Source organism: Flavobacterium sp. (assembly GCF_043773265.1).
In the GTDB taxonomy this organism is placed as follows: Bacteria; Bacteroidota; Bacteroidia; order Flavobacteriales; family Flavobacteriaceae; genus Flavobacterium.
This window is the reverse complement of sequence record NZ_JAYVFH010000030.1, coordinates 14649-39899: the sequence shown is the minus strand read 5'-3', so window position 1 is coordinate 39899 and position 25251 is coordinate 14649. Positions and strand designations below refer to the sequence as shown.

Genomic DNA, 25251 nt, shown 5'->3' with positions numbered 1-25251 from the left:
GGTGTTAACGCCTCTGGTGTTGGATTTACTATTAATTGTAACTCTACTATATTGAAACAGGTTGTCGTAGTTGATGCTACTCTTACGTAGATGGTTATTGGTGAGGCAGCGATAGTTGGGTAATTTAATGGGTTAGGAATTAAAGTTGCATTATTCTGTGCATCAATTATAGTTTCATGAAAACTAACAATGTAAGGATTACCTCCAGTTATTGTTGGTATCACTTGTGTTAAATCGAATATTCCATTACCATCATTGTCTGGATCGCAGTATTGTAATGGTAAAGGATTAGTTGTTACAACATCATTAGAACTAGAAGAGATAGAAAACACAACCGCATTAGAAAAACAATTTGAAGAAATTTGATTTGCAACAATATTATGAGATCCAACAGTTAATCCAGAGAAATTTACACTTGATTGATAAGCTAATCCATCTAAAGAATATTGATAATCAATTCCAACAGGTGACAAAACCGTTACAGTATTTGTATTGCAAGAAGAAACTATAGATAAAGTTGGCGTAGTTTGAGGAATGACAACAATTTGTAAAGTTGTAGTATTAGCACAAATACCTATTGACGGAGTAAATGTATAAGTTGTTGTTAATGTATTATTTAATGATGGCGACCAACTTCCAGCAATCCCATTATTAGAAGTAGTTGGTAATGGTGTGATTGTATTTCCAGAACAAACAGGTGTGACAGCTGAAAATGTTGGATTAATTCTTGTATTGATTGTGATAATTAACGTTTTTGTAGTAGCACATTGTCCTGCAGTTGGAGTAAATGTATAAGTTGTAGTAGTTGAATTATTAATTGCTGGCGACCAACTTCCAGTAATTCCATTAGTTGATGTTGTTGGAAGCGATGGTATTGTAGAGCCAGAGCAATAACTAGGAACAGCAATAAAAGTTGGAGTAATATTTGGATTAACAACAATTTGTAAGGTAGTTGAAAGTGCACATTGACCAACAACTGGTGTAAAAGTATAAGTGGTAGTTAATGTATTATTCAAAGCTGGTGACCAAGTTCCTGAAATTCCATTATTAGAATTGGTTGGCAAGGATGTCAAAGATCCGCCAGAGCAAATAGGTGAAACTGCATTAAAAGTTGGAACAATTGTAGGATTTATTACAGTAATTGTGAGTGTTGTGGTAGTTCCACATTGCCCAGTATTTGGAGTAAAAGTATAGGTTGTAGTAGCTGTATTATTTAATGCTGGTGACCAAGTACCAACAATTCCATTTATTGATGTTGTAGGTAATGGAGAAAGTGTTGCGCCAGAACAAACTGATGTTACAGGATTAAAAGTTGGAGTAACATTAGGATTAACTGTAATTATTATTATTTTATTAACAGCACATTGACCAATATTTGGAGTAAAAGTATAAGTTGTAGTTAAAGTATTGTTTATAACTGGTGACCAAGTTCCAATTATTCCATTAGTTGATGTTGTTGGCAATGCTGATAATGTTGCACCAGCACAAATTGGTGAAATGCTTGCAAAAGTTGGAGTTACTGGAGATGTAACTGTAACATTTAAAGTTTGTGTATTTGCACATGGATTTAAAACACTATTAGGTGTAAACACATAACTTCCAGAAGCTGTATTACTTATAGTTAATGGCAACCAAGTTCCAACTATTCCATTTGGAGAAGTATTTGATAGTGTAGGAGCAGTTCCGCCTGAGCAAATAGATGGAATTGCAGCAAAATTTGGCGTTATTGTAGTTGAACATGCTGTATTACAAGTTGCAGACATTGGAGTAACACAAGAAACTCCATTTGCAGAAAGATTAAAAACAACAGTTTGTCCAGATGTTAATCCGCTAACAATAAAATGAGATGGAGCAACCCATGTACCAGTAATTGGTGTTCCTCCAGATATTGAGTAACTGTAACTAAAATTTGATTGTCCTACATTACTAAAATCAAAATAAAGTGATGTTGGTGTTGAAAGAGCTGTATCACAGTATAAATTTAATGATAATCCATTAGCAACAACATTAACAATAATTGCTGCTCTTGGTCCTTCACAACCACCAACAGTTTGACTAACATAATATGTAGTTGAACCAATACTAGTTGTTAATGGTGTTGGAGCAGTTGCTGATGCGGTTCCTCCAGTTGAATTTGTTCCATACCAGTTTAAAGATCCTCCACTTAATGCGGTTGCAGTTAGTTGATTTGCAGTTGCATTTAAACAATAAGACAATGGTGATGTAACTGTTGGCGCAGGAATAACAGGAATAGCATTTACAACTAATGCTATAGGATTAGAAACACATCCAGTAACTAAATCTTTTACAGTAACATTGTAAGTGTTTGGAGCTAATAATGAAAATGTTGGGCTTGTTTGATAAAGTGTACTATTAACACTATACTCATAAACAGCAGTTTGATAGGTATAACTTCCAACGTTTGTATAATCTTGAGGGTCTAAAGCAGTCCAATCTGCTGTATTCCAAACCAATGTTGGATGTGTTGCTGTTGATAATCTTCTATAAGTATAACCTGGTAAATTTGCAGGTGTAAAAATAACTCCATCGGTTCTTCCCCATAAATCAATTTCAACATCTGTACTTGATGTCAATCTAATATTATCATTATTATTTACTCCTGCACAAGTAGAAACAACTAAATCTGGAATTACACCACCTTGATTAACAACGCTTCCAACTGAGATTACATAAACATCATTATTATTTAAAACTCCTGCCAAAGGAAATTCACAAGATGTAAAAGCATTTCCGTTGTTATAGATTTTTAATTTATAATTTGCAAGATTCTTTGCAACACCAGTACCATTAAAAATTTCAACATAAGTTAAAGCTCCACTATCTTCATCTGTAACTTCAGAAATAAATAATTCTGTTAGAGTTGGTAATGTTGGAGAATTTATTGGACTTGTTACTACAATTGTTCCTGTTGGAGTTGTACAAGTTGGTTGTATAGTTACACTTCCAACAACTGGAGGACATGTTACAGAATTTGAACAGGTTTGATTTGATGGAACAAAGCATCCAGTTCCAATTGGTGTTATAGTGATTGATACACTACTTCCATTACTTAAACCAGATACAGTATAACCTGGAGTTGTAACAGAACCGCCATTTATTGATCCTCCACCATTAATTGTATAGCTTATATTATAACTTGTTGATCCAGTTAAAGCCAACCAATTAAAAACAATTGTACTTGCTGTAATTGCTCCACAACTTATTGCTGGTGTAAGCGAATTATTTACTGTAATAGTTACAGAATTTGACAAATTACAAGTTGTAGAAGTTGAAAATGAGATGTCATCAATTGCAAAATCATTTCCTCCAGAAACTGTAATTCTATCATACATACATATTTGAGCTGATGTGCTTGCGCCAGAATTCCAAACATAATTTTTTAGAACCCAACCACAAGTTGTGGCTGGCGCAGCTACTAATCCACTAATTGAAGTTCCATTAATTAAAACCTCAATATTAGCAGGATTTGTGGCAGCAACAGTTTGCACCCAATAACTAAATGTATAGTTTTGACCTGGTGTTACTGGAATCGTTTGACACCACATTTTATCATTTCCAGAATTTAATATAGAACCATCAAAGACCATCATATTTCCTGTGCCAGAAGTGTGATCGACGCAAGAAGAAAATCCTCCAAACCAAGTATTAGAATTGGTTACAACTCCATAAGTTCCTTGAGTTCCAGAAGGATTTGTAACACTTAAATATTGATAATCTGTAGAGAATCCAACATTTCCTTGAGTAAAATTTCCATTAAAAACTAAATTTGTATTAGAAATTGTTGAAGAAGTTACAGTATAAGTTGTTGTTTGTGTTGGACTAACACTTGGTGAAGCACTATTTGGTGTTGTCAATGTAGCATCTGGTGGCGATGCTATCCAGGTGTATGGATTAGTACTTCCGCTAACTGTTAAAGTAGTTGGTGTTCCGCTACAAATGGTTGCATTTGAACTAACTGTCAAATTATTGGGTTGAGTAATAATAATTCCAGATGTAGTTACCGTAGTACCATTACTATCTGTAACAGAAATAGTATAAGTTCCGGGAAGTAATCCAGGAAAATACCCTGTTGGATTTGTGGCAGAAGCAGTTCCAGAAATAGAATAGGAAACATATGGAGTAACTCCTTTTATTCCATAAATTGAAAGAGAACCATTATTTGCTCCAAAACAAGTGCTATTTGTTAAAGAATATGTAAGTGCTAATGGTTGTGGTGGTGCAGTTACAGAAAAATCATCTACAGCAAAGTCATTTCCTACAGGATTAGTATTATTGTTCCATAGTTCAATGTTGACACAACTATTATTTGGAACAAAAGTATAAACTACTTTTTGCCAACCTGATGCTGGCAATGGTGCAATTGCACTTCCAGATGTCAAAACAAAAGAACTTGTATTATTAAATTGTATACCAATATCTGCTTGTGTTGCTAAATTTGTAACGGTATTAGAAACAGATCTTATCCAATAACTAAAGGTATAAGTTGTTCCAATAGTTAATCCGCAAACTCCACCACCAGTATTTCCTGCACGCCAAAATCTTTGTGCTCCGCCAGTATTGTTTCCATCAATCACCATCATTCTTGTTGTGCCAGTTGTATGATCGCCAAGCGCAATGAAATTAGCAGTATTCATTGGTTGCGGATTGCCTGTAAATGCAAAGTTTCCTGGCAATGTAGTTCCCGAAAAAGGAGCAACAATTTCAGAATATCCTGCACCATTTAAACTAAAACCAACTCCATTACCGCTTTGAAAATCACCATTTACTAATAAATTTTGTGAAAAATGCGAAATTGGTACTAGCAATGCTATAATTAATACTCTTAATTTTATATTTGAGAACAACTTGAAAATCATACTTTTGAATTGTTTTTTTGAGGATGCCAATTTAACACAATTTGGCTAAACATTAGTGGTTTTTATTAAAATTTGTAATTATTTTTCTACGTTGATTTGAATACTTATTTTATAAATTTTATTACCTTTATTTCTTAATTTAAAAATAAAACTATTATGGCAGTATTAAAAGTAATCGAAGTACTTTCTAGCTCAGAAAAAAGCTGGGAAGATGCAACACAAAAAGCAGTTACACAAGCTGCAAAATCTTTAAAAAACATTCGCTCAGTTTATGTTCAAGAACATAGCGCAGCTGTTAATGACGGAAAAGTTACAGAATATAGAGTTAATTTAAAATTAACTTTTGAGATTGAGTAATTTAAAATAAGACATAAAAGCGTTCTTGAAAACGGACGCTTTTTAGAATTTATATTTATAAAATCATAAAAAATGCGTATAATTGCATTTTAATTTTAATACTAAAAATCATGGGAATAGGAAGTTTTATTAAAGGATTGTTTGGAAAAGCTAATGTTGACGTTGATGCATTGGTAGACAAAGCAGAAAATTTTGCTACAGATGCTATTGCAAATGCTAAAGAAGCTGCAGCTCCATTAATGGAAAAAGTTGAAGATTTTGCAGAAGCTGCTAAAGAAAAAGTAAGCGAATACGTACCTGCTGCAAGTGATGCAATTGAAAATGTTGTAGAAACTGTAAAAGAAAAAGCATCAGAATTTGCTGATAAAGCTGAAGAATTTGCTGGAAATGCAGTAAATACTGTTAAAGAAAAAGTCAATTCTTTTACTGACGACGCATCTGAAGAAGCAACTTCTAAAGCTGAGGATACTGAAAATAGAGTTGAAGAAGATGCTGATTAATTTCAGAATTTTATCTTTATAAAAAAAATCACGCTACATGCGTGATTTTTTTATTTAGCAAACATAAAATCTTTTAAATAATAAGGTTCAAAATAAGCTACATCTTCAAAATCATTGTTTTGAAACTTTAGCATTGAAATTGAACTCATTTCATTGGATGATGGATATACAATTTCATCTAAAAAAATAAAATTGTCTTTGATTAAAACTGTTCTTGCTTTTTCATTACTATCTCCAATAAAATATATAGTTTCATCAAAATTAGAAAAACTATTTTCTTTTAGAATTTCTGCTTTAACATTACCAATCATTTCTTTATTTGAATCAAAAACAGCTGTATAAACTTCCATTCTTCTGGCATCGATCATTGGAATAATCAATCCATCTGTTTTTTTTACTTGATGTGCCAAGATTGTTAATGTATCAATTGCAATTAAAGGAATATCTAATCCGTAGCACAAACCTTTGGCGGTAGAAACTCCAATTCGCAATCCAGTATATGAACCTGGACCTTTACTTACAGCTACAGCAGATAATTCTTTGAAAGTTATTCCAACTTCATTAATTAATTCTTCTATAAAAACATGTAATTTCTCGGCATGTGAGTAACCCAATTCTGAAATTTCTTTGCACAAAATAGTTTTACCATTTTTAGCGATAGTAACAGAGCAGTTTTTTGTTGCAGTTTCAATATTTAGAATATAGCTCATAAATAAATAGGTGCTATTTTTTCTCTTTATTTGCTTCGGCAATAGTTATTTTATCGCCAGAATTCAAATCTTTGGTTACAGTATTATATGGTCCAACAATAACAACATCTCCTTTTTTTAGACCTGAAATAACTTCAATATTAGTATCGTCTTGAATTCCTGATTTTACAATTCTAATTTTGGCTTTATCACCAACTTTTACAAAAACACATTCAAATTTTTTGTCTGATTTGGCAGTTACTTTTTTATCCTGTTCCTCATCTTTGAATTCATATTTCTTTGTTGCAGCTGTGTCAGATTTCATAACAATAGAACTAATTGGAACACCAATTACTTTTTCTTTTCTTGTTGTAATAATATCAACTGTAGCTGTCATTCCTGGTCTAAACGGCGAATATGTTTCTGGTTTTCCTTCTAATAAATCTAAATAGGATTCTTTTACGATTCTTATTTTTACTTTAAAATTGGTTACTTGATCTGCTGTAGTTGTTGCACTTGCCGAATTAGAAATACTAGTTACAATACCTTTAAACACTTTTTTTAAATAAGCATCAACTTCAACATTGGCAGAATCTCCAACATTTATTTTTACAATATCGTTTTCATTTACATCAACTTCAACTTCCATATTGTTTAAATTGGCAACTCTTAGAATCTCAGTTCCTGTCATCTGTTGTGTTCCAAGAACTCGTTCTCCAAGTTCTACATTTAGCATAGAAACTGTTCCGTCTGCTGGAGCATAAATTGTTGTTCTGCCAAGATTGTCTTTAGCTTCTTTTACGGTTGCATTTGCACTTTGTACATTATAATATGACGATTGTTTACTTGCTTGTGCTACTTCAAAAGATGCAATTGCTTTATCCCATTCTGATCTTGAAATAATTCCTTTATCATATAATGTTTTACTTCTGTCATAACTTGCTTTTGCTTCTTTATATGACGCATCGGCTTGACTTAATCCTGCTTTTGTTCCAGATAAATTAGACAAAGTTCTGTTGTAACCAGAAGTATATAAATCTGGATTTATTTTTACCAATAAATCACCTTTTTTTACAACTTGTCCTTCTTTAATTGGTAAAGCAATAATTTCTCCGGAAACTTCCGACGATATTTTAACTTCTATTTCTGGTTGAATTTTTCCTGTTGCCGAAACGGTTTCTACAATTGTAATTTCATCAACTTTGGCTGTTTCAACTTCAACTCCTTTATCTTTATTTCCAATTACACCCATCTTTGATAATGTAATTAAAGTGATAACTAAAGCAAATAGTACTGCTATTAATATGTAAATTTTTTTCTTTGACATGATATTATTTAATTTTTGAAATTGGTATTCCGAAATAAAACTCAACAACTTTTACTTTAAAAATATAATCGTATTTGGTTCTTAAAACTTCTGATTGAGCGTTTACAAAAAGTGTTTGTGCCTGATTTATATCAAATGCATTCATGATTCCAACTGCATACCTTTCTTTGGCATAATTGTATGCTTCTTGTCTAGCTTCTAATGCTGTAACTGCTGATTCATAACTGTTTAACGCACCTTTTGCATCAATAATTGCTGTATAAACATTTCGCTCTAAATCGAGTTCTGATTGTTGTTTAGAAATTTTGGTTCTTTCTAAAGAAATCTTAGAACGTTCTACATTATTTTTTACAACAAATCCATTAAATATTGGAATGTTTAATTGTACTCCAAAATTGTGACCTTTATTATTACTAAACTGATCAAACAATGGTAATGGACCAGAAAAAATTGGGTTTCCGCTTCCATCAACGCCAACAATTCTATCAGAATAACTTGCTCTTGTACTAAAACTATAAAAACCAGAAACACTTGGCATAAAAGCACCTTTGGCAATGGTTACATCTTTTTCGGCTAATTCTAAATTGGTTTTTGCAATTTTCAGTTCAACTCTTTCTTCTTTGGCTTTTGCTAAAATATCTTCTGGTTTTTGAACCATTACTTCGCTTGGTTTTGCTTCATAATTGGTTTCGGCAACATCAAATTCTTGAAAATTTTCTAATTGTAATAATTGCGCCAAACTCAATTTAGACAAATACAAATTGTTTTCTGCAGCCACAACTCTTTGTTTATCTGCAGCAACTGTAGCTTTTACATCAAGCAAATCACCTCTTGGAATGGTTCCAACATTTACTAATTCTTGAGTTCTGGCAAATTGTTTTTCATCGTTTGACAATTGCTCTTTTTGAACTTTAATATTTTCTTTATTAAATAATATTTGTAAAAATGCATTTGCAACATTTAAAGAAACATCGTCTTTCATTTTGTCTAATTGATATTGAGCGGCAACTATTGCCAATTTTGCTCTTCTATAACGGTTTTGATTTTGAAGTCCGTTATATATATCAATACCCGAATTTAATCCAGCAGATGTAAATTGTGTAGTTTGATTTTCGAGTAAACCTGTAGTAATATTTTGATTTAAACCAATATTCCAAGAATGTGAAGCGTTGGCGTTTACTGTTGGAAGAAAACTTCCAAACGCAGCTTTTTTATCAATTGCTGTCGATTTTATGTCTAATTCTGTCTGCTTTATAGTAATATTATTCTTTAAAGCATATTCAACACATTCTTCTAAAGTCCATTTTTTACTTTGCGCGTTAGAAGTTCCACTTGCAAAAACCAAAATAAAAACTAATAAATAATAAATTTTCTTCATCCTTTTTATTTCAAAATTGAAAATAAATTCATGCAAATTTAAGTGATTTTAAATCAAAATTAGTAAATTAACATATTCTTATCAGACGTTAGTTTTGTTTTTTTGTTACATTCACACCTTAAAAATATCAATTTTAATTTTTTTATGAAAAAAATTCCTGTTTATTTAACTTTCATTATTATGTTATCTTCCTTATTTGGCTGTTCTACTTCCAACAAAATTGCATCTTTAAAACCAGTTCCATCAGAAAATGTTCCTATGGTTTATAAAACAACTACTTCGTTTGTTAATATGCCAATGGAAATTACACTTAAAGAAATCGAAAACCAGTTGAACAAATCGTTAACTGGATTGATTTATGAAGATAATGACATTACTGACGATAAATCTGAAATGAAAATTTGGAAAACTGGAACTATAAAACTGGTTGAAAAAGACGGAAAAATTCAATCGATACTACCTTTGAAAATATGGTCTAAATTTAAATATGGCACTGAATTTATGGGATTGAATGATACTCGAGAAATTGATATGAACGGAACAATAACTTTGATAAGTGATGCCAAATTATCCAATTGGAAGATGAATACCAATTCTAAAATTGAAGATTTTCAATGGAGCGAAAGTCCAACAATATTAGTTGCAGGAAAAAAAGTTCCAATTACCTATATTATCAATCCAACATTATCAATTTTTAAATCAAAAGTTGCCAAGAAAATTGATGATGCAATAGAAAAATCTTGCGATTTTAAACCATATGTTCTTGATGTTTTAGAAAAAATGAGTACACCATTTGAAACTAGTGAACAATATGAAACTTGGTTTAAAATGATTCCGATTGAAGTTTATGTAACCGATGCAGTTTTGAAAAAAAGCAAAATAGAAATGGATTTGGGATTAAAATGTAGCATGCAAACTATGGTTGGGCAACAACCCAAAAATACTTTTGATAGAGAAGTTGTTACTTTTAAAGCAGTTTCCAAAATGCCAGATAAAACCGTTGCAACCGTTGCGGCAATTTCTACTTATGAAAGTGCTTCACGAATTATAACTAAGAATTTTCAAGGAAAAGAATTTGGTTCTGGCACAAGAAAAATTGTGGTTCAAAAAGTAGATTTGTGGGCTAAAGATGGCAAAATGATTATAGCTTTAGACATGACAGGAAGTGTAAACGGAAGCATTTACTTGAGCGGAATACCATATTATAATTCAATTACCAAAGAAATTTATTTTGACCAAATGGATTATGTTTTAAACTCTAAAGGTATTTTAACAAAAACTGCCAATTGGCTTTTGCAAGGAATAATATTAAAGAAAATACAAGAAAATTGTCGATATTCTATAAAAGAAAATCTAGACGAAGGCAAAAAAAGCATGTTGCCTTACTTAAACAATTTTTCGCCCATGAAAGGAGTTTTTGTAAATGGAACCATGAACGATTTCGAATTTGAAAAAGTTGAATTAACCAACAATGCCATTATTGCTTTTATTACTACAACTGGTAAAATGAATGTAAAAATTGATGGTATGGAATAAAAAAAGCTGTCTTTTTAGGGACAGCTTTTTGGGTATTAATTATTGTTTTATTAATGTGTACGTGCCAGAAGGTAAAACAAAATCATTTGGCTGTGGTGGATTACCTGCAATCTGATATTTATTTGAAGAACCTTGTAGTTTTATTTTTAATACTTCTTGACCACCAATGTTCATTCTTCTAGCATATATTCTACCTCTTAAATCACTTGATGGTTCAGAAAAGCTCATCATTAATCTTTTTTCATTAGAGTCACATTCGGGACATAAAGGAAAAAAATCACTGCTTATAAAACCATCAGCAGAAAGACTATATTGTATAGAATATGTATAATTCGAATTAATATCTAAAAGTGTATTTACAAGTGTTACACCATTAACTTTATATTCATAGCCACCAATTATTACATCTTCATAATAAACACCATTATAATGAGATACTTTTTTCTCTAAAATAAATTTTAAATATTGAGTTCCTTCAGAAAAAACCCAAACACCTTCATAAGTGTTTAATAAATCATTAGTGTCTTGATAATATTGATCAGGACCAAGCCGTTTTTCTCCTCTATCAAGTATGTCTATAATTTCTGTTTGTGCTTTGCATCCTATTGATAGAATAGATAGTATAATTATTATTGTTTTTTTCATAATATTTTCTTTTTTTAATTAGGACATGGTAATGGTAAAACTGCTGCTGTTGCCAACGTTGGATTTGTAACTGTTAATTTAGTCCAATTGGTTAATTCTGAGTTAGCTTTATAAATTGAAAAACCACAATTATCATTCATCTCTAAAAAAGTTTTCTCAAAAGTTGACTTATCTGACCCGTATTTATCAACGCTAGCTTTGGTTATATCATCAACTTTTTTGTCAATTTGTTCTGGTGTACATCCAATACAATTAATTTTTTCATCAATCAAATTTAATAAAAAAACTGTCTTTTTAGGGACAGCTTTTGGAGGAATTTAATATTTAATTTAAATTTTATTTAAAACATATTCTACATTTGGAACTCTAATTGTTGTTGGTGAGTCTATTGCAGGACTTAGAGGTGAACCTGTTGAATAAATTTTCGCTTTTATTTGTGTCGGACTCATCCATCTAAAAACAATTTTAGAGTCAACATAATTTCTTTCAGGATCATCTATGTTAGAATCTACTCTAAACTCATCGTCGGCACATTCTAAACATTTAGGGTAGGATAGTTTATATAAAATATTAGCTCCACTAATATTATGTAATAACTGACTTGACAATGCTACATTCATCAAAGGTAGAGTATTTACTATAGTAACTCCTGTTGCATCAACATATTTGTATTCACCAATTAAAATGTCTTTAGAATAACCCCGATATTGATGATTTAATATTTTTTGTAATACAATTATTAAATTTTCGTTACCGTTTTCATATTTCCATGTACCAATATATTTATTCAATTCATAGTCAGTGTCTGAATAGTACGCACCATTAGTGAAAGGAACAAGGTTGCTGTTCATTGGTATTACTGTTTGAGCATTGCAAGAAAACAATGTCATAATTACTGTTATTAGATATATATATTTCATATTATAAACATTTAGTTCGTTCAACAATGTAACTGTTATTTACTTTTTTTATTGTAAGTTGTTCCCATCCAGTAATTTTCCCATCGTTACCTGTTTCGGCTTTAAATAATCCTACGCCCATATTGTAACAGTCTTCATTACCAATATTAGTAATAAACCGCAATAGAATTTTTTCATATTCATAAACATCATCACTCCAAACATTTGTAGAACTATTATACAAATTAAAAGAATACATTCCTTCTATTTTATCTTTGAAATCTTCTTTTAATTCATTATTACTATAAATTGGTGTTAAAGTATTTGAAAAAAGGGTTTCATTTTCTATTGTAAGGGCATAAATACCAAGAGCTGATGTCATTAAATGTACAGGTTTAGGGTAGTTACTATCGTTTTTGCAATCTTCACTTAACCCAGTTCCAAAATCTCTATGCAGTTGAAGTAAAGTTCCAATATCATCATGTGATAGCATCTGTATTAAATCGTCTTGGTGAAAGTGCGTTCCACCAAATGTATATGGATACCTATAGTATTTTACTTTATTTCCATCTACATGTATTGCAGGTGCAGTTTGCATTTGTTTTGTTGAGCAATTATAAAGAAGACTATATCCTTCCTCTTGATCATGGTCACCTGGTGAAGTTACTTCAGCATAATTATCTTCAATTGCTTGTTTTACATTTTTACTTCCTAGTGGTATTGTTCCTGCTGGTGGTATTATTAAAAGTTTTTTAAGTTCATCACATGGAGTTTTATCTGCCTCAATGCAATTAACAGATCTACAAGGTGTTGGTGTTTCAATAATATCATTAGGAGAACCACCGCCACCACCAGTTACTGTCACTGAGCCATTTGTTGGGTCTGGACTTGTTGGACCACCACCATCACCCATGCAAACTACAGATATTACAGGATATGCAGTATTATCACTAAAGCATGTGCTATAAGCTGTATGTGTGTATCCTAGACCATAGTCACACTTCCATATATAGGTGTCAAAACAAGTTTCACCACCTGAATTAAAGAACATTTTTCCATCTACATTCAAATCTGTATATTGTGAGTTTAAAATTTCTTTAATAATATAATCATTAGTCATTGTTTTTATTGCTTTTTCTTCCATTGTATATTTGAAAATCGCAGCAGAAGTTTCAGTATTTTTAACTTGAATCATTAAATTTTCAAATTTCAACTCCTCTTTTACTTCTCGTTCTATTAACAAAGTGAAAAATACTGTTCCGTCAGGTTTTGTAATAATTTTTACAGGAACATCTGGCACAATAGTAAACCCAAACTGGTCTTCGAGTGCAGTTCTCGCAGTTTCAGAACTAGATGAACTAAATTTTTTCTTAGTCAATTTACTGTAAGCGTTGTTAAAAATTGGCATGTCGAGTGCTTCTTTCAATGATTTTTCTTTTAAATCAAAATTAATTCGATTTTGTCCATTAATGTATTCTTTCTCTTGGGTACAACTGTAATACAAAAATGTTGCCAAACAAAAATACGATAAAAGAACAAACTTTTTTAATAAGTGTTTCATAAGCTTCTTGGTTATTGGTTAGTAATGGTTATAGAAAAAATGCTAAAAAATGATTATAATAATCTATTTCTTACTAACAAATCTATACAAAAAATATTAATGTAGGCACAAATGCTTATTTTATTTTTTCTAATTGCTACAAATTTGTATGTGGCTATAGAAAAAGACATAGAATTTTTAAAAAAATTTGGCAAACGATTAAAGCAACTTCGCCAAGAAAAAGGTATTTCTCAAGCACAATTGTCGTATGAAGCTGATATTCAAATATCTCAAATTAGTAGAATAGAAAGAGGTTTGATAAATACTACAATAGCAAATACCAAATTATTGTCTAAAATATTAGAAATTCCGTTAAAAGATTTTTTTGATTTTGAATAGAAAACTAAACTTTTTTAGCGCGATACATTCTATAGATTACATACCCAACAATACCAACCAACAAATACGGAATTCCCATAAGGTAAACAATTCCGTCATTTACTGCTTCGGCTTTGGTTGCATTGCCTTCACTTTCTAACGAGGCACGGCACATGGCGCATTGAGCATTTAAATTTAGAGAAAAGATCATAGAAAATAAAACATAGAGAAAAGCAATTCCTCTACGTGATATTCTATGTTCTGTTTTCTTTATTCTATTGTCTTTATTTAACATAATAAGGAGAAATCATTAAATACACAACTACACCAGTAACTGCAACATACAACCAAATTGGAAAAGTAATTCTGGCTAAAGTTTTATGCCTATCAAATTCTTGAGATAATGCTAATACATAAGTATACAACACTAAAGGTATTACAATAACTGAAAGTAAAATGTGACTTATCAAGATAAAATAATATAAATATCTAGTTGCTCCAACTAAAGCTTTTTCCGAAGCTTCTAAAACGCCATTAAAATTAGTATCACCAAATTTAACTGAATCTGATGTCATGTGATAAGCGACATACATTATTAAAAAAACGACTGAACAAGCTATTGCAGTGGTCATTAATTGTTGGTGAAGTTTTCTTTTTCCGTTTTTTATTGCAAGAACTGCAACTATTAATATTAAAGCTGTCAATCCGTTTATTGATGCGTATATTGGTGGCAAAAACGATAATGGTTCAACAATTATTCCTAAATCTTTAAGTTTTATACTAAATAGTATGACAACAACAGAAGGAATCAATAATGAAACTATTAAAATTGGTGTGTTAAATTTTTTTTCTAATGAATTTTTTTTCATCTTATTCTTCTAATAATAATTTTATATCTTGTTTAATGGCGTTTACTCCACTTTTTTCTAATCCATAATAATACATAATCGGATTTCCTTGATCATCTTTTCGACATCTAATCATGCCTTTTTTATCAATTAAAGCAAAATATCCTTGATGCTCGAAACCACCATTTACTTTAAAGTTTTCTGCTGCATAAATATTAAATCCTTTATTAGAAAGATTCAAAATATAATCTTTATCGCCAGTTAAAAGATGCCAATTGGCAGAAGTTATTCCTAAAGTTTTTGCATGAGCTTTTAAAACTTCTGGCGTATCAATTTCTGGATTAATTGTAATGGATGCAATTCCAAAATTAGAATTTCCAAAAAACTCGTTCTGAATTCCAACCATATTTTTATTCATAATTGGACAAATTGAAGGACATGTAGAAAAAAAGAACTCTACTACATATACTTTTCCATCATAATCTTTATTGGATATTTTTTTATTATTCTGATTGGTTAACTCAAATTTTGGAGCTGGACCAATTTCTACTAAGTCATTGCCTTTAAATTTATTTATGATTTTAGGAACTACATAAATTCCGAAAATTAAAATAATGAATGATATTCCGATGTAGGATTTGTTTTTCATTTTATAGTTTTATAAACCGTATTTTTTTCTGTCAGCATTATTTTTCTTTAATGCCAATCTATATTCTGCAAGAATAATTCTAACATCATCTGTCATCTCATTATGAAGTTCTGACACCATTTTTGTGTTATAACCTTCTCTATATTCAGAGTCTTTTTTATTTACAACACCTTTTCTTCCTCTCAAATTTAGTTCTTTATCGATGATATAAACATTAGAATTGCCTAAACTTGATTCTAATTTATTTTGGAGTTTTAAACTTTCATGAAGCGATTCTATTTCTAATGGTGTTGCAAATACAAAATGCCATTTAGAAACATCTGAAACTTGTTTTAGCATTGGAATGACTGCATCAACTTGTTTTTCAGTGCCAATTGGAGCAATAATAACAACTTGAAAATCTTTGAATTCTCTGTATCGGTTATATATTTTTTGACTTAAATTGAAATAATTTCCTCTTTTTCCATAAACGTCTTTTCCTGCAAAACCTATAATTGAAATGTTTCCTTTAAGTTTTATTTTTTTATTTGAAGATGATTTCCAATCACCAAGTTCAGAAACAGATGTGGTAATAATTGGCAATTTTGAAAAACTATTCACTCCTGAAGCAAAAAATAAATAGGCAACAATTGGAAATATAAAAAGTGTAATTAGTACTAAATTCTTTTTCATTTAGTTTTGGATATTTTGAATTGCAAAAATAAAAAAAAGGTACGCAATACGTACCTTTTATTTGAATTATTATAGTGTTAAAAATTCCATTTAATGGTTGAATTTTTAAAAACTCCATAAATATAGTTGGCTTCTACTAAAAGTATAAAAACTAAATATATAATTAAGAAAATTACGGTCCAAACTACTGCTCTTCTTAGTGCTGTTGTTTCGCCTTCCATGTGCATAAATGCCCAAACAATATAGTATGCTTTATAAATTGTTAAGGTGATAAATATCCAGTTTAACAAGTTCATGCCTAAAAAATTAGTCATGTGTAATGATTCTGGTTTTACGATACCTAAGGCAACCTCAACAATTGTTACTGCAGAAAGAAGAAAAAACACTTTCCAGATTCTTGATATATTTGATTCGTGTGCGTGTGACATAATAATAATTTTCTAAAATTAAACTAGGTAGAAGAATGTGAAAACGAAAACCCAAACTAAATCGACAAAGTGCCAATAAAGTCCTACTTTTTCAATCATTTCATATGATCTTCTTTTTTCGTAAGTTCCTAAAAGGATATTAATAAAAATAATAATATTAATAACTACTCCAGAAAATACGTGAAAACCGTGAAACCCTGTAATGAAGAAAAAGAAATCGGCAAACAATTTACTTCCATATTCGTTTCTTTGAAGATTTGCACCTTCAACAACTAAATGAGCATTAGCCATCATTATTTCAGATTCTGCTCTAGTTAAAACTGTTTTTTTCTTTGAATGAAATTTAAAATCATTTAATGTTGGATGAACTCCAACAGCAGTTTTAGAAGTTTCTTCGTCAAAAATAACTTCTGTTCTTACCAATAAATCTGGATTTTCTTTAAAACCTTCTTGAACTTCAGCAACAGAATAGGTTGATAAAGAACCTTCTTCACCAAACCATAATGCATTGCTCCTTTTACGTTGAGTTCTAGCTTCCTCAAGAGTTACTGCAAAATCTTCTAGCTTTACTCTTTCTCCTTTTGCATTTACAAATTGAAGAATACTTCCACCTTTGGTTTCAACAGCACCATACTCACCTTTAATAAAATTTTTCCATTCCCATGCTTGCGAACCAACGAAGATTAAACCTCCAATAATTGTTAAGAACATGTAGAAAGCTACTTTCTTTTGTTTCATTTGGTGACCAGCATCAACAGCTAGAACCATTGTTACAGAAGAAAATATTAGAATAAATGTCATTAAAGCAACATAATACATTGGTGCAGAAACACCATGTAAAAACGGAAAGTGAGTAAACACTTCGTCGGCTAAAGGCCATGTTTCAATAAATTTAAATCTAGAAAAACCGTAAGCAGCTAGAAATCCAGAAAAGGTTAATGCATCAGACATGATGAAAAACCACATCATTAATTTTCCGTAGCTTGCTCCTAATGGCTCGTTTCCGCCATCCCAAGTTTTATGTCCAGTATTAGAAGTAACTGTCGCTCCCATAAAAGTTATTAATTAAAAAGTTTTCAAATTTACGTTTTTTTCTTATTTAAAGAAATATAAAAATAAAAACAAATAAACCCACAAGAAATCAAGAAAGTGCCAATACATTGCACCAAGCTCAATACCAAGGAATTGACTCGAATTGTACTTTTGTTTAAAATGATTATAAATTATTATTAATAGTGAAATTATTCCTCCTGCAAGATGTGCAAGATGTGTAATAACAACAACATATATAAACGAAATTGTAATAGAACCTGTGCCACCAACCGGAACTAAACCGCTTAAATACAACTGATTGAATCCTTCAAATTGAAATTTTACAAAGCCAATTCCTAATGCCAAAGTGGTTAAAAGAAAAATTGTAGTTAAATTTCTATTGTCTTTTTTTATAGCACTTTTTGCTAAAAAAATAGTGACACTACATAAAATAATTAGAATTAAACTGATGAAAAACGCATTTGGCATTTGAAAATTTTTCATCCAATCGGTTCTAGATTTACTTACTACAAAGGCACTAGTAATTCCTGCAAACATCATAGTCATACTAATCATAGCAAAAATAAGCAGCAACTTATAGGAACGATTTTGACGAGATTTTTCTTCTTCGATTGTCATCATAATTATCTCAAAAATTTATCTAATATATAAATAATTTGCAACAAGGTAATATAAAAAACACTTGTTAACATTAATGTTTTTGCAGCTTTTGCAGTTCTTAGTTGGTATAGTTTTACAGCATAAAACAACATCCATAATCCGAGCAAAAATACTAAAATTGCAGCAATTGGCGAAATAAATAATTGTCCTGGAATACCTAAACATGGTAAAAGTGATGCAACTATTAACCAAATAGTATATAATATAGTTTGAAGTGCTGTTTTAGTATCTTTTTCACCAGTTGGAAGCATGTAAATATTGGCTTTGGCATAGTCATCATATAAAAACCAACCAATTGACCAAAAGTGAGGAAATTGCCAAAAAAACTGAATTAAAAACAACATTCCGGCTTCGATACCAAAATTTCCTGATGCTGCAACCCAACCCAACATAAAAGGGATTGCTCCTGGAAAAGCTCCAACAAATACAGATAATGGTGTTTTGGTTTTTAATGGTGTGTATAAACTTGTGTAAAGAAATATAGAAATCGCTCCAAACATTGCAGTTTTAGGATTGATTAAATATAATAATACTAATCCAATTATGGTAAGTAAACTTGCAATTATTAATGCGGTAGTTACTGTCATTCTTCCTGCAGGAACTGGACGATTTTTAGTTCTATCCATCAAAGCATCAAGGTCTTTTTCTATAACTTGATTAAAAGCGTTTGATGCACCAACCATGCAATATCCACCAATAGACAACATCACTAAAATAGTCCAAGAAAAAGGATGTAATTCATCAAATCCAAGCAAATATCCAGCTATTGAAGAAAAAAGTACGCTTACAGCCAAACCTGCTTTGGTAATTTCTTTAAAATCGATGAAAGCTGACTTAATGGAAAGTGAATTGGTTGTTGAAATCAATTTTTATTGTTTTGTTTTAAAACTTGTGCAAAAGTAGTTCATCAAAAAGGATTTGACAAAAAAAGTAGTGATAAAAAACATCTTTTCTTGGTTTTTTTTATTAACTTTGATAACCACTAATTCTACATAAAATTAATTATATTGTTCTGGTCTCATTGTGTTATTTAATTGAATATTAATTTATAATTACAAATATCATGAAACAAGTAAAATTAATCGTTAGAATTGCAATAGTATTAATTACTATTTTTGGTTATTCTCAAAACAATGCGCTTCCACCTATCATTGATAGAGCCATATTTTTTGACAATCCTGAAATTACAGGAGCTCAACTTTCGCCAGACGGAAAATTCATTTCATTTATAAAAGTATATAAAGGCACTCGAAACATTTGGGTAAAAAAAACTGAAGCTGCATTTACAGATGCAAAACCTATTACTGAGGATACTTTACGCCCAATTAGAAACTATTTTTGGTCAAGAAACGGAAAATATGTCTTGTATTCTCAAGATAAAGGTGGCGATGAAAATTTCAATCTTTATGCAGTCGATCCAGCTGAAAATCCTAAAAAAGGAAAAAGTGTTCCTTTCAATAAAGACTTAACAAATTTAAAAGGAGTTCGAGTGTTTATATATGCCGTTCCAAAATCAAACCCAGACGAAATATTTATTGGATTAAATGACAAAGATAAAGCATGGCATGATCTTTACAAACTTAAAATATCTACTGGAGAAAAAACATTAATTTATCAGAATTCTGCTAAAGTTAGAATAACAGGTTGGGTTTTTGATTGGGATGACAAATTGCAACTTGCCACAAGATCAAATGATGATGGAAGTAATGATATTTTAAGAATGACCAACGAATCGTTTGAAACAATTTATTCTACAACTCCTTTTGAAGAAGCAACTCCTTATGGATTTGATAAATCAAACAAAAACATATATATTGTTACTAATAAAGGAAGTGAAAATAATTTAACCAAATTAATTCTATTAAATACTGCAACTTTAACAGAAAAATTTATTGAAAAAGATCCTTTAAATAAAGTGGATGTTGATGATGTTTCTTTTTCTGAAATAACAAAAGAAATCATATACACTTCATATATAAATCAAAAAAATATTCGGTATTGGAAAGACCAAGCTTTTGAGAAAGATTATAAAATAATAAAAGCGGCATTGCCAAATTTAGAGATTAATTTTACTTCGTCAACAACCAACGAAAATCTTTGGTTAATTAATGCTTATAGTGATGTAAATCCTGGAGCAGTATACTTATTTGATAGACAAAGTAAAAAAATAACTTTTCAATATAGTCCAAGACCAAAAATTCCAACACAAGATTTAGCAACAATGCAACCCATCTCATATAAATCATCTGATGGATTGGAAATTCCTGCTTATTTAACATTACCTAAAGGTGTAGATGCAAAAAATCTTCCTTTGATAATTGTTCCTCATGGTGGTCCATGGGCTAGAGACAATTGGGGTTACAATTCTTTTGCTCAATTTTTAGCCAATAGAGGATATGCTGTATTAATGCCAAATTTTAGAGGTTCTACAGGATATGGAAAAGAGTTTTTAAATGCCGGAAATAATGAATGGGGACAAAAAATGCAAGATGATATAACTTGGGGTTCACAATATTTAATAAATCAAGGAATTGTCGATTCTAAACGAGTTGGTATTATGGGTGTTTCCTATGGTGGTTATGCTACTTTGGCTGGAGTTGCTTTTACTCCAGATGTTTATGCAGCAGGAGTTGCAATAGTTGGACCATCAAACTTGATTACGCTTTTAAATTCAATTCCGCCTTATTGGGAATCTATAAAAAAAGTTTTTTATTTACGAATGGGAAACCCTGAAACTCCAGAGGGAAAAGCACAACTTATTAGACAATCGCCATTATCAGCTGCCGACAAAATTACAAAACCACTTATGGTAGTTCAAGGTGCTAATGATCCAAGAGTTAATAAAGCAGAATCAGATCAAATTGTAATTGCATTACGTGAAAGAAAATTTCCTGTTGAATATATTCTCGCACCAGACGAAGGTCATGGATTTGCAAGACCAGTCAACAATATGGCAATGTTGGCTGCTGCTGAAAAATTTCTTGCAAAATATTTAAATGGTCGTTTTCAAGAGAGCATGACACCAGAAGTTGAAAAAAGACTGAAAGAAATAACTGTTGATATAAGTAAAGTGACTTATGAATAAATAAATAAAAAGCAGTTTAAAATATTTTTAAACTGCTTTTTATCATCCTAATAATCCAAATACCAATTAAAAATATCACATCGCACACCAACTGAAAACCATGTTGTGCTTTCTTTAAAATCAATAGCTGTATCTGAACTAGGATTGAAATTTCTGTAGATTAAACTTCCAAAAACTTTTAAATTTGTTGAAGGATTTATTAAATATCCAGCTTGCAAATCGGCAATAAAAACATTTGTTTTATTTCCTTGACCAATAATAACTCCTGTATCTGAAAATCTATCTTCGTCATAATCTCTATAGATATTACTTCCATAATTGGAGTTTGCTCCTGTGTTAGAAAAATCTAAACCACGTTTTCCTAAAGTAATTTTTGCATCGCCAAAATATCTTCCTTGATGGTAACGAGCAATTGCAATAAATTCGCTAAAATTTCCACCCCATTGATGACCTAAACTTTGGTTATTATGACCATAATTGGTAATTATTTCGCTATGTGCATATACATAAGGACGAACATTATTGTATTCTACTTGCAATAATAAATTATTGATTTTAAACGCATTGTAATACTTGGCTCCAAGTTGATATCCAAATTTATTTTTCCAGCTTTTATCTCCAGCTTTTACATCGCCAAGTGAAAATTCGTCTAATAAAAATTGTCCATAAATATTTATTTGATTGTTCAATTTATACTTGCCAGTAATTCCTAAAAGTGCATTTCCGCTTCGTGAAGAAGATTCAAATTCTACAGCACGATAAAATATTATTGGATTAACAAAACTCATATCAAAGCCACGATTGTTTTGATTACTCCAAACAACAGACTCGAAAAAACCAAGATTAAATCGTTTGCTTACATTCCAACTCAAATAATGATTAGCAACATATTTAGTAGCATAAGTTCTGTCTATTGTTACTTCATTGCGAACATCTTTCATCCACATATAAGTATTGGTGTACTTTATTTTCCAGAATGTTGTGTTTATTTTAAAATATGGATAAGGACTTGCGCCATCACTCATCAATAAGGAACGATAACCATCGCCTAGAAAATTTCTTCCGTAACCCAATTGCAAATCGATAAATTTATTGGGTGCAAAAGTCAAATTGGCTTCGGCAAGAGGAAAATCATAAGCATCGGTTTTAAATCTTTTTGCTATTCCTATTCCTGGAATAATTGCAGGATTTCCTCCAGATGGCGCAATAGATTCGGCATATCTATTAAAATAATCTGCAAAACGACCTTGACTTTCGTAGATTGTTGTTGTAAAATTTAATTGACTTCCTAATCCGCCACGAGCTTGCAATCCGCGAGTATTTACATAAGTATAACTAGCTTTACTTGGATCACTTTTTCCAAACTGCAAATCGAATATTGGATTCATGGTAAACCAATATCCATCGCCTTGAATGGCGACTGTGTTTTCATTCCAAATTTTTCTGCTCAACCAAGATGTTTTGTTTTTCATTAATTTAGAATTGATTTCCTCTAAATTATAATATTTTGAAACCTCAGCATAAGTATATGGTTTAGAAACTGTATGATTATTGGCGCCAACTTTATTCATTGCTGCATCAAATTGAGAGTAATAACTGTGTGATAATGGAATATTTAAATGTGATTGAAATTGAGGATTTTGAAAATTATTGTATTTTAAACTATCAATTTCTGTAAGTTCTTTGTTAGTATTAATTATTCCAACACCTTGGTTTTTTAATGAAACTCTTTCAATTGAGTTAGTGTTTTCTTGAAGAAGTTCAGTTTTTTCTTCGGCTGGATTTTGCAACGGAATTGAAATTTTTATTGTAAATTTTGAATAGGTTGGTTTGCCATTATAGGTTGCTGGTTTTACTTTTGGTAAATTTGAAAAAACTCTTTTGCTTTCTTTAACCAAATCTTCATTATTTGCATCAACATATTGCACTTTGAAATTTCCTTTATCATCAACTTCAAAAAGCACAATTATTGATGTTTTAGTTTCTTTTAAATTATCAGAAACTTTAAAATATTGATATACAAATGTTTGCACTTCGTTATAAAAGCAATTTTCTAACTCTGCTGATTGCTTACTTTCACAGTTTGGAAAAACAGGAAATTGTTCACTAGTTTTTTGTGATGTAGCTATAACAGACCAAAAAATAAAAAATACAATTGAGATTTTTTTATACATTTTTATAATAATAAAATTAGTAATCACTAGTTGATATTTCTTCATTTGCAATTGCCTTTGCCGATGAAGTTCCTATTCTTTTTACACCAAGACGAATCATTTCTATCGCTTCATCATAAGATTTAACTCCACCAGCAGCTTTAACTGGTAATGGCGAACAGTTTTCGAGCATCATTATTATTGATGAAACAGTGGCTCCATTTGGCAAATTATTTTCGGTTTTATAAAATCCTGTTGATGATTTTACATATACTGAATTATAATAATCTTCATTAAAATTTGACATCACAACATTTTTTATCAAAGCCGATATTTGAATAATTTGGTCGCTATTTAAAGCCGCAACTTCTATAATCCATTTTACAGTTTTGTGATGTTGCAATCCCAGTTTTGTTGCTTGTAAAATTTCGTTTTTTACCAAATCTATTTCGCCTTTTTTAAAAGCTTCATAGTTGCATACAAAATCTAAATCATCTGCACCATCAGTTATTGCTTTGTTGGCTTCATCAAGTTTTTCTTGCAGCAAATTTGTGCCTTCATGAAAACCAATTACAGTTCCAATTAAAACCTTAGAATTGGCTTTGGCAATCATTTTTTTTGCCAAAGAAACCATATCTGGACGAATCATTATTAGTTTAAAGCTTTCGTCAATAGCTTCTTGAATGAATTTTTTTACTATTTCGGTATTCTCCACTACAGATAATCCGGCTTGAGCAGGAGTTTTTAAGTAGGTCGAATCGAGATATTGTTTTATATTCATTTAGAGATATTTGTGTAAAATTAAAAAAATCTCACAACTGTGAGATTTAATTTGTCTTTTTATTTTTAAAAACCATCAAGATAATCAATCCCATAATTGCTCCAAATGAATTGGCAAGTACATCATAAACATCAGCATGTCTTGAAATGGTGAAATTATATTGAAAAAACTCCATTATTATTCCGTAAAATATTGCAATTAAAAGAATAATAATTGTGGTTTTTTTATGAATTAGCTTATTGTTTTGGGATAAATTCCAAAAAATAACAAATAAAAAATAAAAGACAAAATGAACCATTTTGTCTTTATAGGGTATTTTAATTGTGTTTCCAATTGTTCCTAACGAAGCCAAACTTAGATAGGTGATTATTGCTGTCCAAGTGATTGCTATGAAGAAAAATGTTTTTTTATTAAGCACCAATCAGTTTTGCATAAGATTCGCTGTCTAATAATTCATCCCATTGTGATAAATCTGAAACTTTTATTTTAATCATCCATCCTTTTCCGTAAGGATCTGAGTTTACAACTTCAGGATTTCTTTCTAAATCTTCATTAAATTCGATAATTTCACCTGCTAATGGTAAGAATAAATCTGAAACTGTTTTTACTGCTTCTACAGTTCCAAAAACCTCATCTTTTTCTAATGTTTGGTCAAGTGTTTCTACTTCAACATAAACTATATCTCCAAGCTCGCTTTGTGCAAAATGTGTTATTCCAACTGTTGCAACGTCGCCATCAATAGAAATCCATTCGTGGTCTTTGGTGTATTTTAAATTATTTGGTACCATCATTATTT

The 25251-nt window shown here is 30.7% G+C and carries 25 protein-coding genes; 5 read left to right on the top strand and 20 right to left on the bottom strand.

Annotation, left to right across the window (positions count from 1 at the left end; genetic code table 11):
* On the bottom strand, positions 1 to 4877 hold a 4877-nt coding region (locus ACH2BO_RS01610), incomplete at its 3' end, for a beta strand repeat-containing protein (RefSeq protein ID WP_395043013.1).
* Positions 4878 to 5033: 156 nt separating this feature from the next.
* Here ACH2BO_RS01610 and ACH2BO_RS01605 point away from each other — a divergent pair.
* Both ACH2BO_RS01605 and ACH2BO_RS01600 read left to right on the top strand, forming a co-directional pair.
* Positions 5034 to 5234, top strand: coding sequence for a dodecin family protein (locus ACH2BO_RS01605; protein ID WP_395043012.1), 201 nt, complete (start codon positions 5034 to 5036; stop codon positions 5232 to 5234).
* Between the two features lie 110 nt (positions 5235 to 5344).
* Positions 5345 to 5734: a YtxH domain-containing protein gene (locus ACH2BO_RS01600; RefSeq protein ID WP_395043011.1), complete on the top strand. Its 390-nt coding sequence runs from the start codon at positions 5345 to 5347 to the stop codon at positions 5732 to 5734.
* 50 nt (positions 5735 to 5784) lie between these two features.
* Here the strand turns inward: ACH2BO_RS01600 and tsaB are convergent, their stop codons facing one another.
* Genes tsaB through ACH2BO_RS01585 form a run of 3 tightly spaced genes read right to left on the bottom strand, consistent with a single transcriptional unit; the run spans position 5785 to position 9128 of the window.
* A complete protein-coding gene (gene tsaB, locus ACH2BO_RS01595; RefSeq protein WP_395043010.1) occupies positions 5785 to 6444 on the bottom strand; it encodes a tRNA (adenosine(37)-N6)-threonylcarbamoyltransferase complex dimerization subunit type 1 TsaB in 660 nt (219 codons plus the stop codon).
* A gap of 13 nt (positions 6445 to 6457) precedes the next feature.
* Entirely contained in the window at positions 6458 to 7750 is a 1293-nt protein-coding gene (locus tag ACH2BO_RS01590) for an efflux RND transporter periplasmic adaptor subunit (RefSeq protein ID WP_395043009.1), read from the bottom strand.
* Positions 7751 to 7754: 4 nt separating this feature from the next.
* Entirely contained in the window at positions 7755 to 9128 is a 1374-nt protein-coding gene (locus tag ACH2BO_RS01585; protein ID WP_395043008.1) for a TolC family protein, read from the bottom strand.
* 144 nt (positions 9129 to 9272) lie between these two features.
* Between ACH2BO_RS01585 and ACH2BO_RS01580 the strand changes: the two genes are divergently transcribed.
* Positions 9273 to 10664: a DUF4403 family protein gene (locus tag ACH2BO_RS01580; RefSeq protein WP_395043007.1), complete on the top strand. Its 1392-nt coding sequence runs from the start codon at positions 9273 to 9275 to the stop codon at positions 10662 to 10664.
* 39 nt (positions 10665 to 10703) lie between these two features.
* Here the strand turns inward: ACH2BO_RS01580 and ACH2BO_RS01575 are convergent, their stop codons facing one another.
* The 4 genes from ACH2BO_RS01575 to ACH2BO_RS01560 are packed head-to-tail and all read right to left on the bottom strand — an operon-like array spanning position 10704 to position 13769.
* Positions 10704 to 11309 (bottom strand): DUF6705 family protein, encoded by a 606-nt coding sequence (locus ACH2BO_RS01575; protein WP_395043006.1) that lies wholly within the window; start codon positions 11307 to 11309, stop codon positions 10704 to 10706.
* A 14-nt stretch (positions 11310 to 11323) separates the two neighbouring features.
* Positions 11324 to 11581: a hypothetical protein gene (locus ACH2BO_RS01570; RefSeq protein ID WP_395043005.1), complete on the bottom strand. Its 258-nt coding sequence runs from the start codon at positions 11579 to 11581 to the stop codon at positions 11324 to 11326.
* 57 nt (positions 11582 to 11638) lie between these two features.
* The gene (locus ACH2BO_RS01565) at positions 11639 to 12229 is read right to left on the bottom strand and encodes a DUF6705 family protein (RefSeq protein WP_395043004.1); all 591 of its coding nucleotides are present in this window, start codon (positions 12227 to 12229) and stop codon (positions 11639 to 11641) included.
* A gap of 1 nt (position 12230) precedes the next feature.
* Positions 12231 to 13769: a hypothetical protein gene (locus tag ACH2BO_RS01560; protein ID WP_395043003.1), complete on the bottom strand. Its 1539-nt coding sequence runs from the start codon at positions 13767 to 13769 to the stop codon at positions 12231 to 12233.
* 111 nt (positions 13770 to 13880) lie between these two features.
* Here ACH2BO_RS01560 and ACH2BO_RS01555 point away from each other — a divergent pair, with 111 nt between their 5' ends.
* Positions 13881 to 14147, top strand: a complete 267-nt coding sequence (locus ACH2BO_RS01555) for a helix-turn-helix domain-containing protein (protein ID WP_395043002.1) — start codon at positions 13881 to 13883, stop codon at positions 14145 to 14147.
* Between the two features lie 4 nt (positions 14148 to 14151).
* On the opposite strand, the gene ACH2BO_RS01550 is transcribed toward ACH2BO_RS01555, so the two are convergent.
* The 8 genes from ACH2BO_RS01550 to cyoE all read right to left on the bottom strand — a co-directional run bounded on the left by ACH2BO_RS01550 (position 14152) and on the right by cyoE (position 19299).
* Positions 14152 to 14421 (bottom strand): hypothetical protein, encoded by a 270-nt coding sequence (locus tag ACH2BO_RS01550; protein ID WP_395043001.1) that lies wholly within the window; start codon positions 14419 to 14421, stop codon positions 14152 to 14154.
* Entirely contained in the window at positions 14411 to 14995 is a 585-nt protein-coding gene (locus tag ACH2BO_RS01545) for a DUF420 domain-containing protein (RefSeq protein WP_395043000.1), read from the bottom strand. The genes ACH2BO_RS01550 and ACH2BO_RS01545 overlap by 11 nt, the downstream gene beginning before the upstream one ends.
* A 1-nt stretch (position 14996) precedes the next feature.
* Complete coding sequence (locus ACH2BO_RS01540; protein ID WP_395042999.1) at positions 14997 to 15623, bottom strand: SCO family protein; 627 nt, start codon at positions 15621 to 15623, stop codon at positions 14997 to 14999.
* 9 nt (positions 15624 to 15632) lie between these two features.
* On the bottom strand, positions 15633 to 16295 hold the full coding sequence (locus ACH2BO_RS01535) for a hypothetical protein (protein ID WP_395042998.1): 663 nt from the start codon (positions 16293 to 16295) through the stop codon (positions 15633 to 15635).
* Between the two features lie 77 nt (positions 16296 to 16372).
* The gene (locus ACH2BO_RS01530) at positions 16373 to 16723 is read right to left on the bottom strand and encodes a cytochrome C oxidase subunit IV family protein (protein ID WP_395042997.1); all 351 of its coding nucleotides are present in this window, start codon (positions 16721 to 16723) and stop codon (positions 16373 to 16375) included.
* 18 nt (positions 16724 to 16741) lie between these two features.
* A complete protein-coding gene (locus ACH2BO_RS01525; protein WP_395042996.1) occupies positions 16742 to 17776 on the bottom strand; it encodes a cytochrome c oxidase subunit 3 in 1035 nt (344 codons plus the stop codon).
* A gap of 42 nt (positions 17777 to 17818) precedes the next feature.
* A complete protein-coding gene (locus ACH2BO_RS01520; protein WP_395042995.1) occupies positions 17819 to 18397 on the bottom strand; it encodes a heme-copper oxidase subunit III in 579 nt (192 codons plus the stop codon).
* Positions 18398 to 18399: 2 nt separating this feature from the next.
* On the bottom strand, positions 18400 to 19299 hold the full coding sequence (gene cyoE, locus ACH2BO_RS01515) for a heme o synthase (protein WP_395043015.1): 900 nt from the start codon (positions 19297 to 19299) through the stop codon (positions 18400 to 18402).
* A gap of 200 nt (positions 19300 to 19499) precedes the next feature.
* Between cyoE and ACH2BO_RS01510 the strand changes: the two genes are divergently transcribed.
* Positions 19500 to 21521, top strand: a complete 2022-nt coding sequence (locus ACH2BO_RS01510; RefSeq protein WP_395042994.1) for a S9 family peptidase — start codon at positions 19500 to 19502, stop codon at positions 21519 to 21521.
* Between the two features lie 47 nt (positions 21522 to 21568).
* On the opposite strand, the gene ACH2BO_RS01505 is transcribed toward ACH2BO_RS01510, so the two are convergent.
* From ACH2BO_RS01505 to gcvH, 4 genes are read right to left on the bottom strand one after another with little or no spacing between them, the layout of a single operon-like run.
* On the bottom strand, positions 21569 to 23695 hold the full coding sequence (locus ACH2BO_RS01505; protein WP_395042993.1) for a gliding motility protein RemB: 2127 nt from the start codon (positions 23693 to 23695) through the stop codon (positions 21569 to 21571).
* A gap of 16 nt (positions 23696 to 23711) precedes the next feature.
* A complete protein-coding gene (gene deoC, locus ACH2BO_RS01500) occupies positions 23712 to 24455 on the bottom strand; it encodes a deoxyribose-phosphate aldolase (protein WP_395042992.1) in 744 nt (247 codons plus the stop codon).
* Between the two features lie 46 nt (positions 24456 to 24501).
* Positions 24502 to 24873, bottom strand: coding sequence for a VanZ family protein (locus ACH2BO_RS01495; RefSeq protein WP_395042991.1), 372 nt, complete (start codon positions 24871 to 24873; stop codon positions 24502 to 24504).
* A complete protein-coding gene (gcvH, locus tag ACH2BO_RS01490; protein ID WP_395042990.1) occupies positions 24866 to 25246 on the bottom strand; it encodes a glycine cleavage system protein GcvH in 381 nt (126 codons plus the stop codon). The genes ACH2BO_RS01495 and gcvH overlap by 8 nt, the downstream gene beginning before the upstream one ends.
* Between the last annotated feature and the right edge of the window lie 5 nt (positions 25247 to 25251).

What these genes read in the sequence shown, in the direction of transcription:
- ACH2BO_RS01560 (WP_395043003.1), bottom strand. Translation starts at nt 13,769, where the DNA reads ATGAAACACTTATTAAAAAAGTTTGTTCTTTTATCGTATTTTTGTTTG.
- ACH2BO_RS01545 (WP_395043000.1), bottom strand. Translation starts at nt 14,995, where the DNA reads ATGAAAAAAAATTCATTAGAAAAAAAATTTAACACACCAATTTTAATA.
- tsaB (WP_395043010.1), bottom strand. Translation starts at nt 6,444, where the DNA reads ATGAGCTATATTCTAAATATTGAAACTGCAACAAAAAACTGCTCTGTT.
- ACH2BO_RS01585 (WP_395043008.1), bottom strand. Translation starts at nt 9,128, where the DNA reads ATGAAGAAAATTTATTATTTATTAGTTTTTATTTTGGTTTTTGCAAGT.
- ACH2BO_RS01530 (WP_395042997.1), bottom strand. Translation starts at nt 16,723, where the DNA reads ATGTCACACGCACACGAATCAAATATATCAAGAATCTGGAAAGTGTTT.
- ACH2BO_RS01565 (WP_395043004.1), bottom strand. Translation starts at nt 12,229, where the DNA reads ATGAAATATATATATCTAATAACAGTAATTATGACATTGTTTTCTTGC.
- ACH2BO_RS01520 (WP_395042995.1), bottom strand. Translation starts at nt 18,397, where the DNA reads ATGATGACAATCGAAGAAGAAAAATCTCGTCAAAATCGTTCCTATAAG.
- ACH2BO_RS01575 (WP_395043006.1), bottom strand. Translation starts at nt 11,309, where the DNA reads ATGAAAAAAACAATAATAATTATACTATCTATTCTATCAATAGGATGC.
- ACH2BO_RS01555 (WP_395043002.1), top strand. Translation starts at nt 13,881, where the DNA reads ATGCTTATTTTATTTTTTCTAATTGCTACAAATTTGTATGTGGCTATA.
- ACH2BO_RS01590 (WP_395043009.1), bottom strand. Translation starts at nt 7,750, where the DNA reads ATGTCAAAGAAAAAAATTTACATATTAATAGCAGTACTATTTGCTTTA.
- ACH2BO_RS01525 (WP_395042996.1), bottom strand. Translation starts at nt 17,776, where the DNA reads ATGGGAGCGACAGTTACTTCTAATACTGGACATAAAACTTGGGATGGC.
- ACH2BO_RS01535 (WP_395042998.1), bottom strand. Translation starts at nt 16,295, where the DNA reads ATGAAAAAGAATTTAGTACTAATTACACTTTTTATATTTCCAATTGTT.
- ACH2BO_RS01605 (WP_395043012.1), top strand. Translation starts at nt 5,034, where the DNA reads ATGGCAGTATTAAAAGTAATCGAAGTACTTTCTAGCTCAGAAAAAAGC.
- ACH2BO_RS01580 (WP_395043007.1), top strand. Translation starts at nt 9,273, where the DNA reads ATGAAAAAAATTCCTGTTTATTTAACTTTCATTATTATGTTATCTTCC.
- ACH2BO_RS01540 (WP_395042999.1), bottom strand. Translation starts at nt 15,623, where the DNA reads ATGAAAAACAAATCCTACATCGGAATATCATTCATTATTTTAATTTTC.
- ACH2BO_RS01600 (WP_395043011.1), top strand. Translation starts at nt 5,345, where the DNA reads ATGGGAATAGGAAGTTTTATTAAAGGATTGTTTGGAAAAGCTAATGTT.
- ACH2BO_RS01510 (WP_395042994.1), top strand. Translation starts at nt 19,500, where the DNA reads ATGAAACAAGTAAAATTAATCGTTAGAATTGCAATAGTATTAATTACT.
- deoC (WP_395042992.1), bottom strand. Translation starts at nt 24,455, where the DNA reads ATGAATATAAAACAATATCTCGATTCGACCTACTTAAAAACTCCTGCT.
- ACH2BO_RS01505 (WP_395042993.1), bottom strand. Translation starts at nt 23,695, where the DNA reads ATGTATAAAAAAATCTCAATTGTATTTTTTATTTTTTGGTCTGTTATA.
- ACH2BO_RS01550 (WP_395043001.1), bottom strand. Translation starts at nt 14,421, where the DNA reads ATGTTAAATAAAGACAATAGAATAAAGAAAACAGAACATAGAATATCA.
- gcvH (WP_395042990.1), bottom strand. Translation starts at nt 25,246, where the DNA reads ATGATGGTACCAAATAATTTAAAATACACCAAAGACCACGAATGGATT.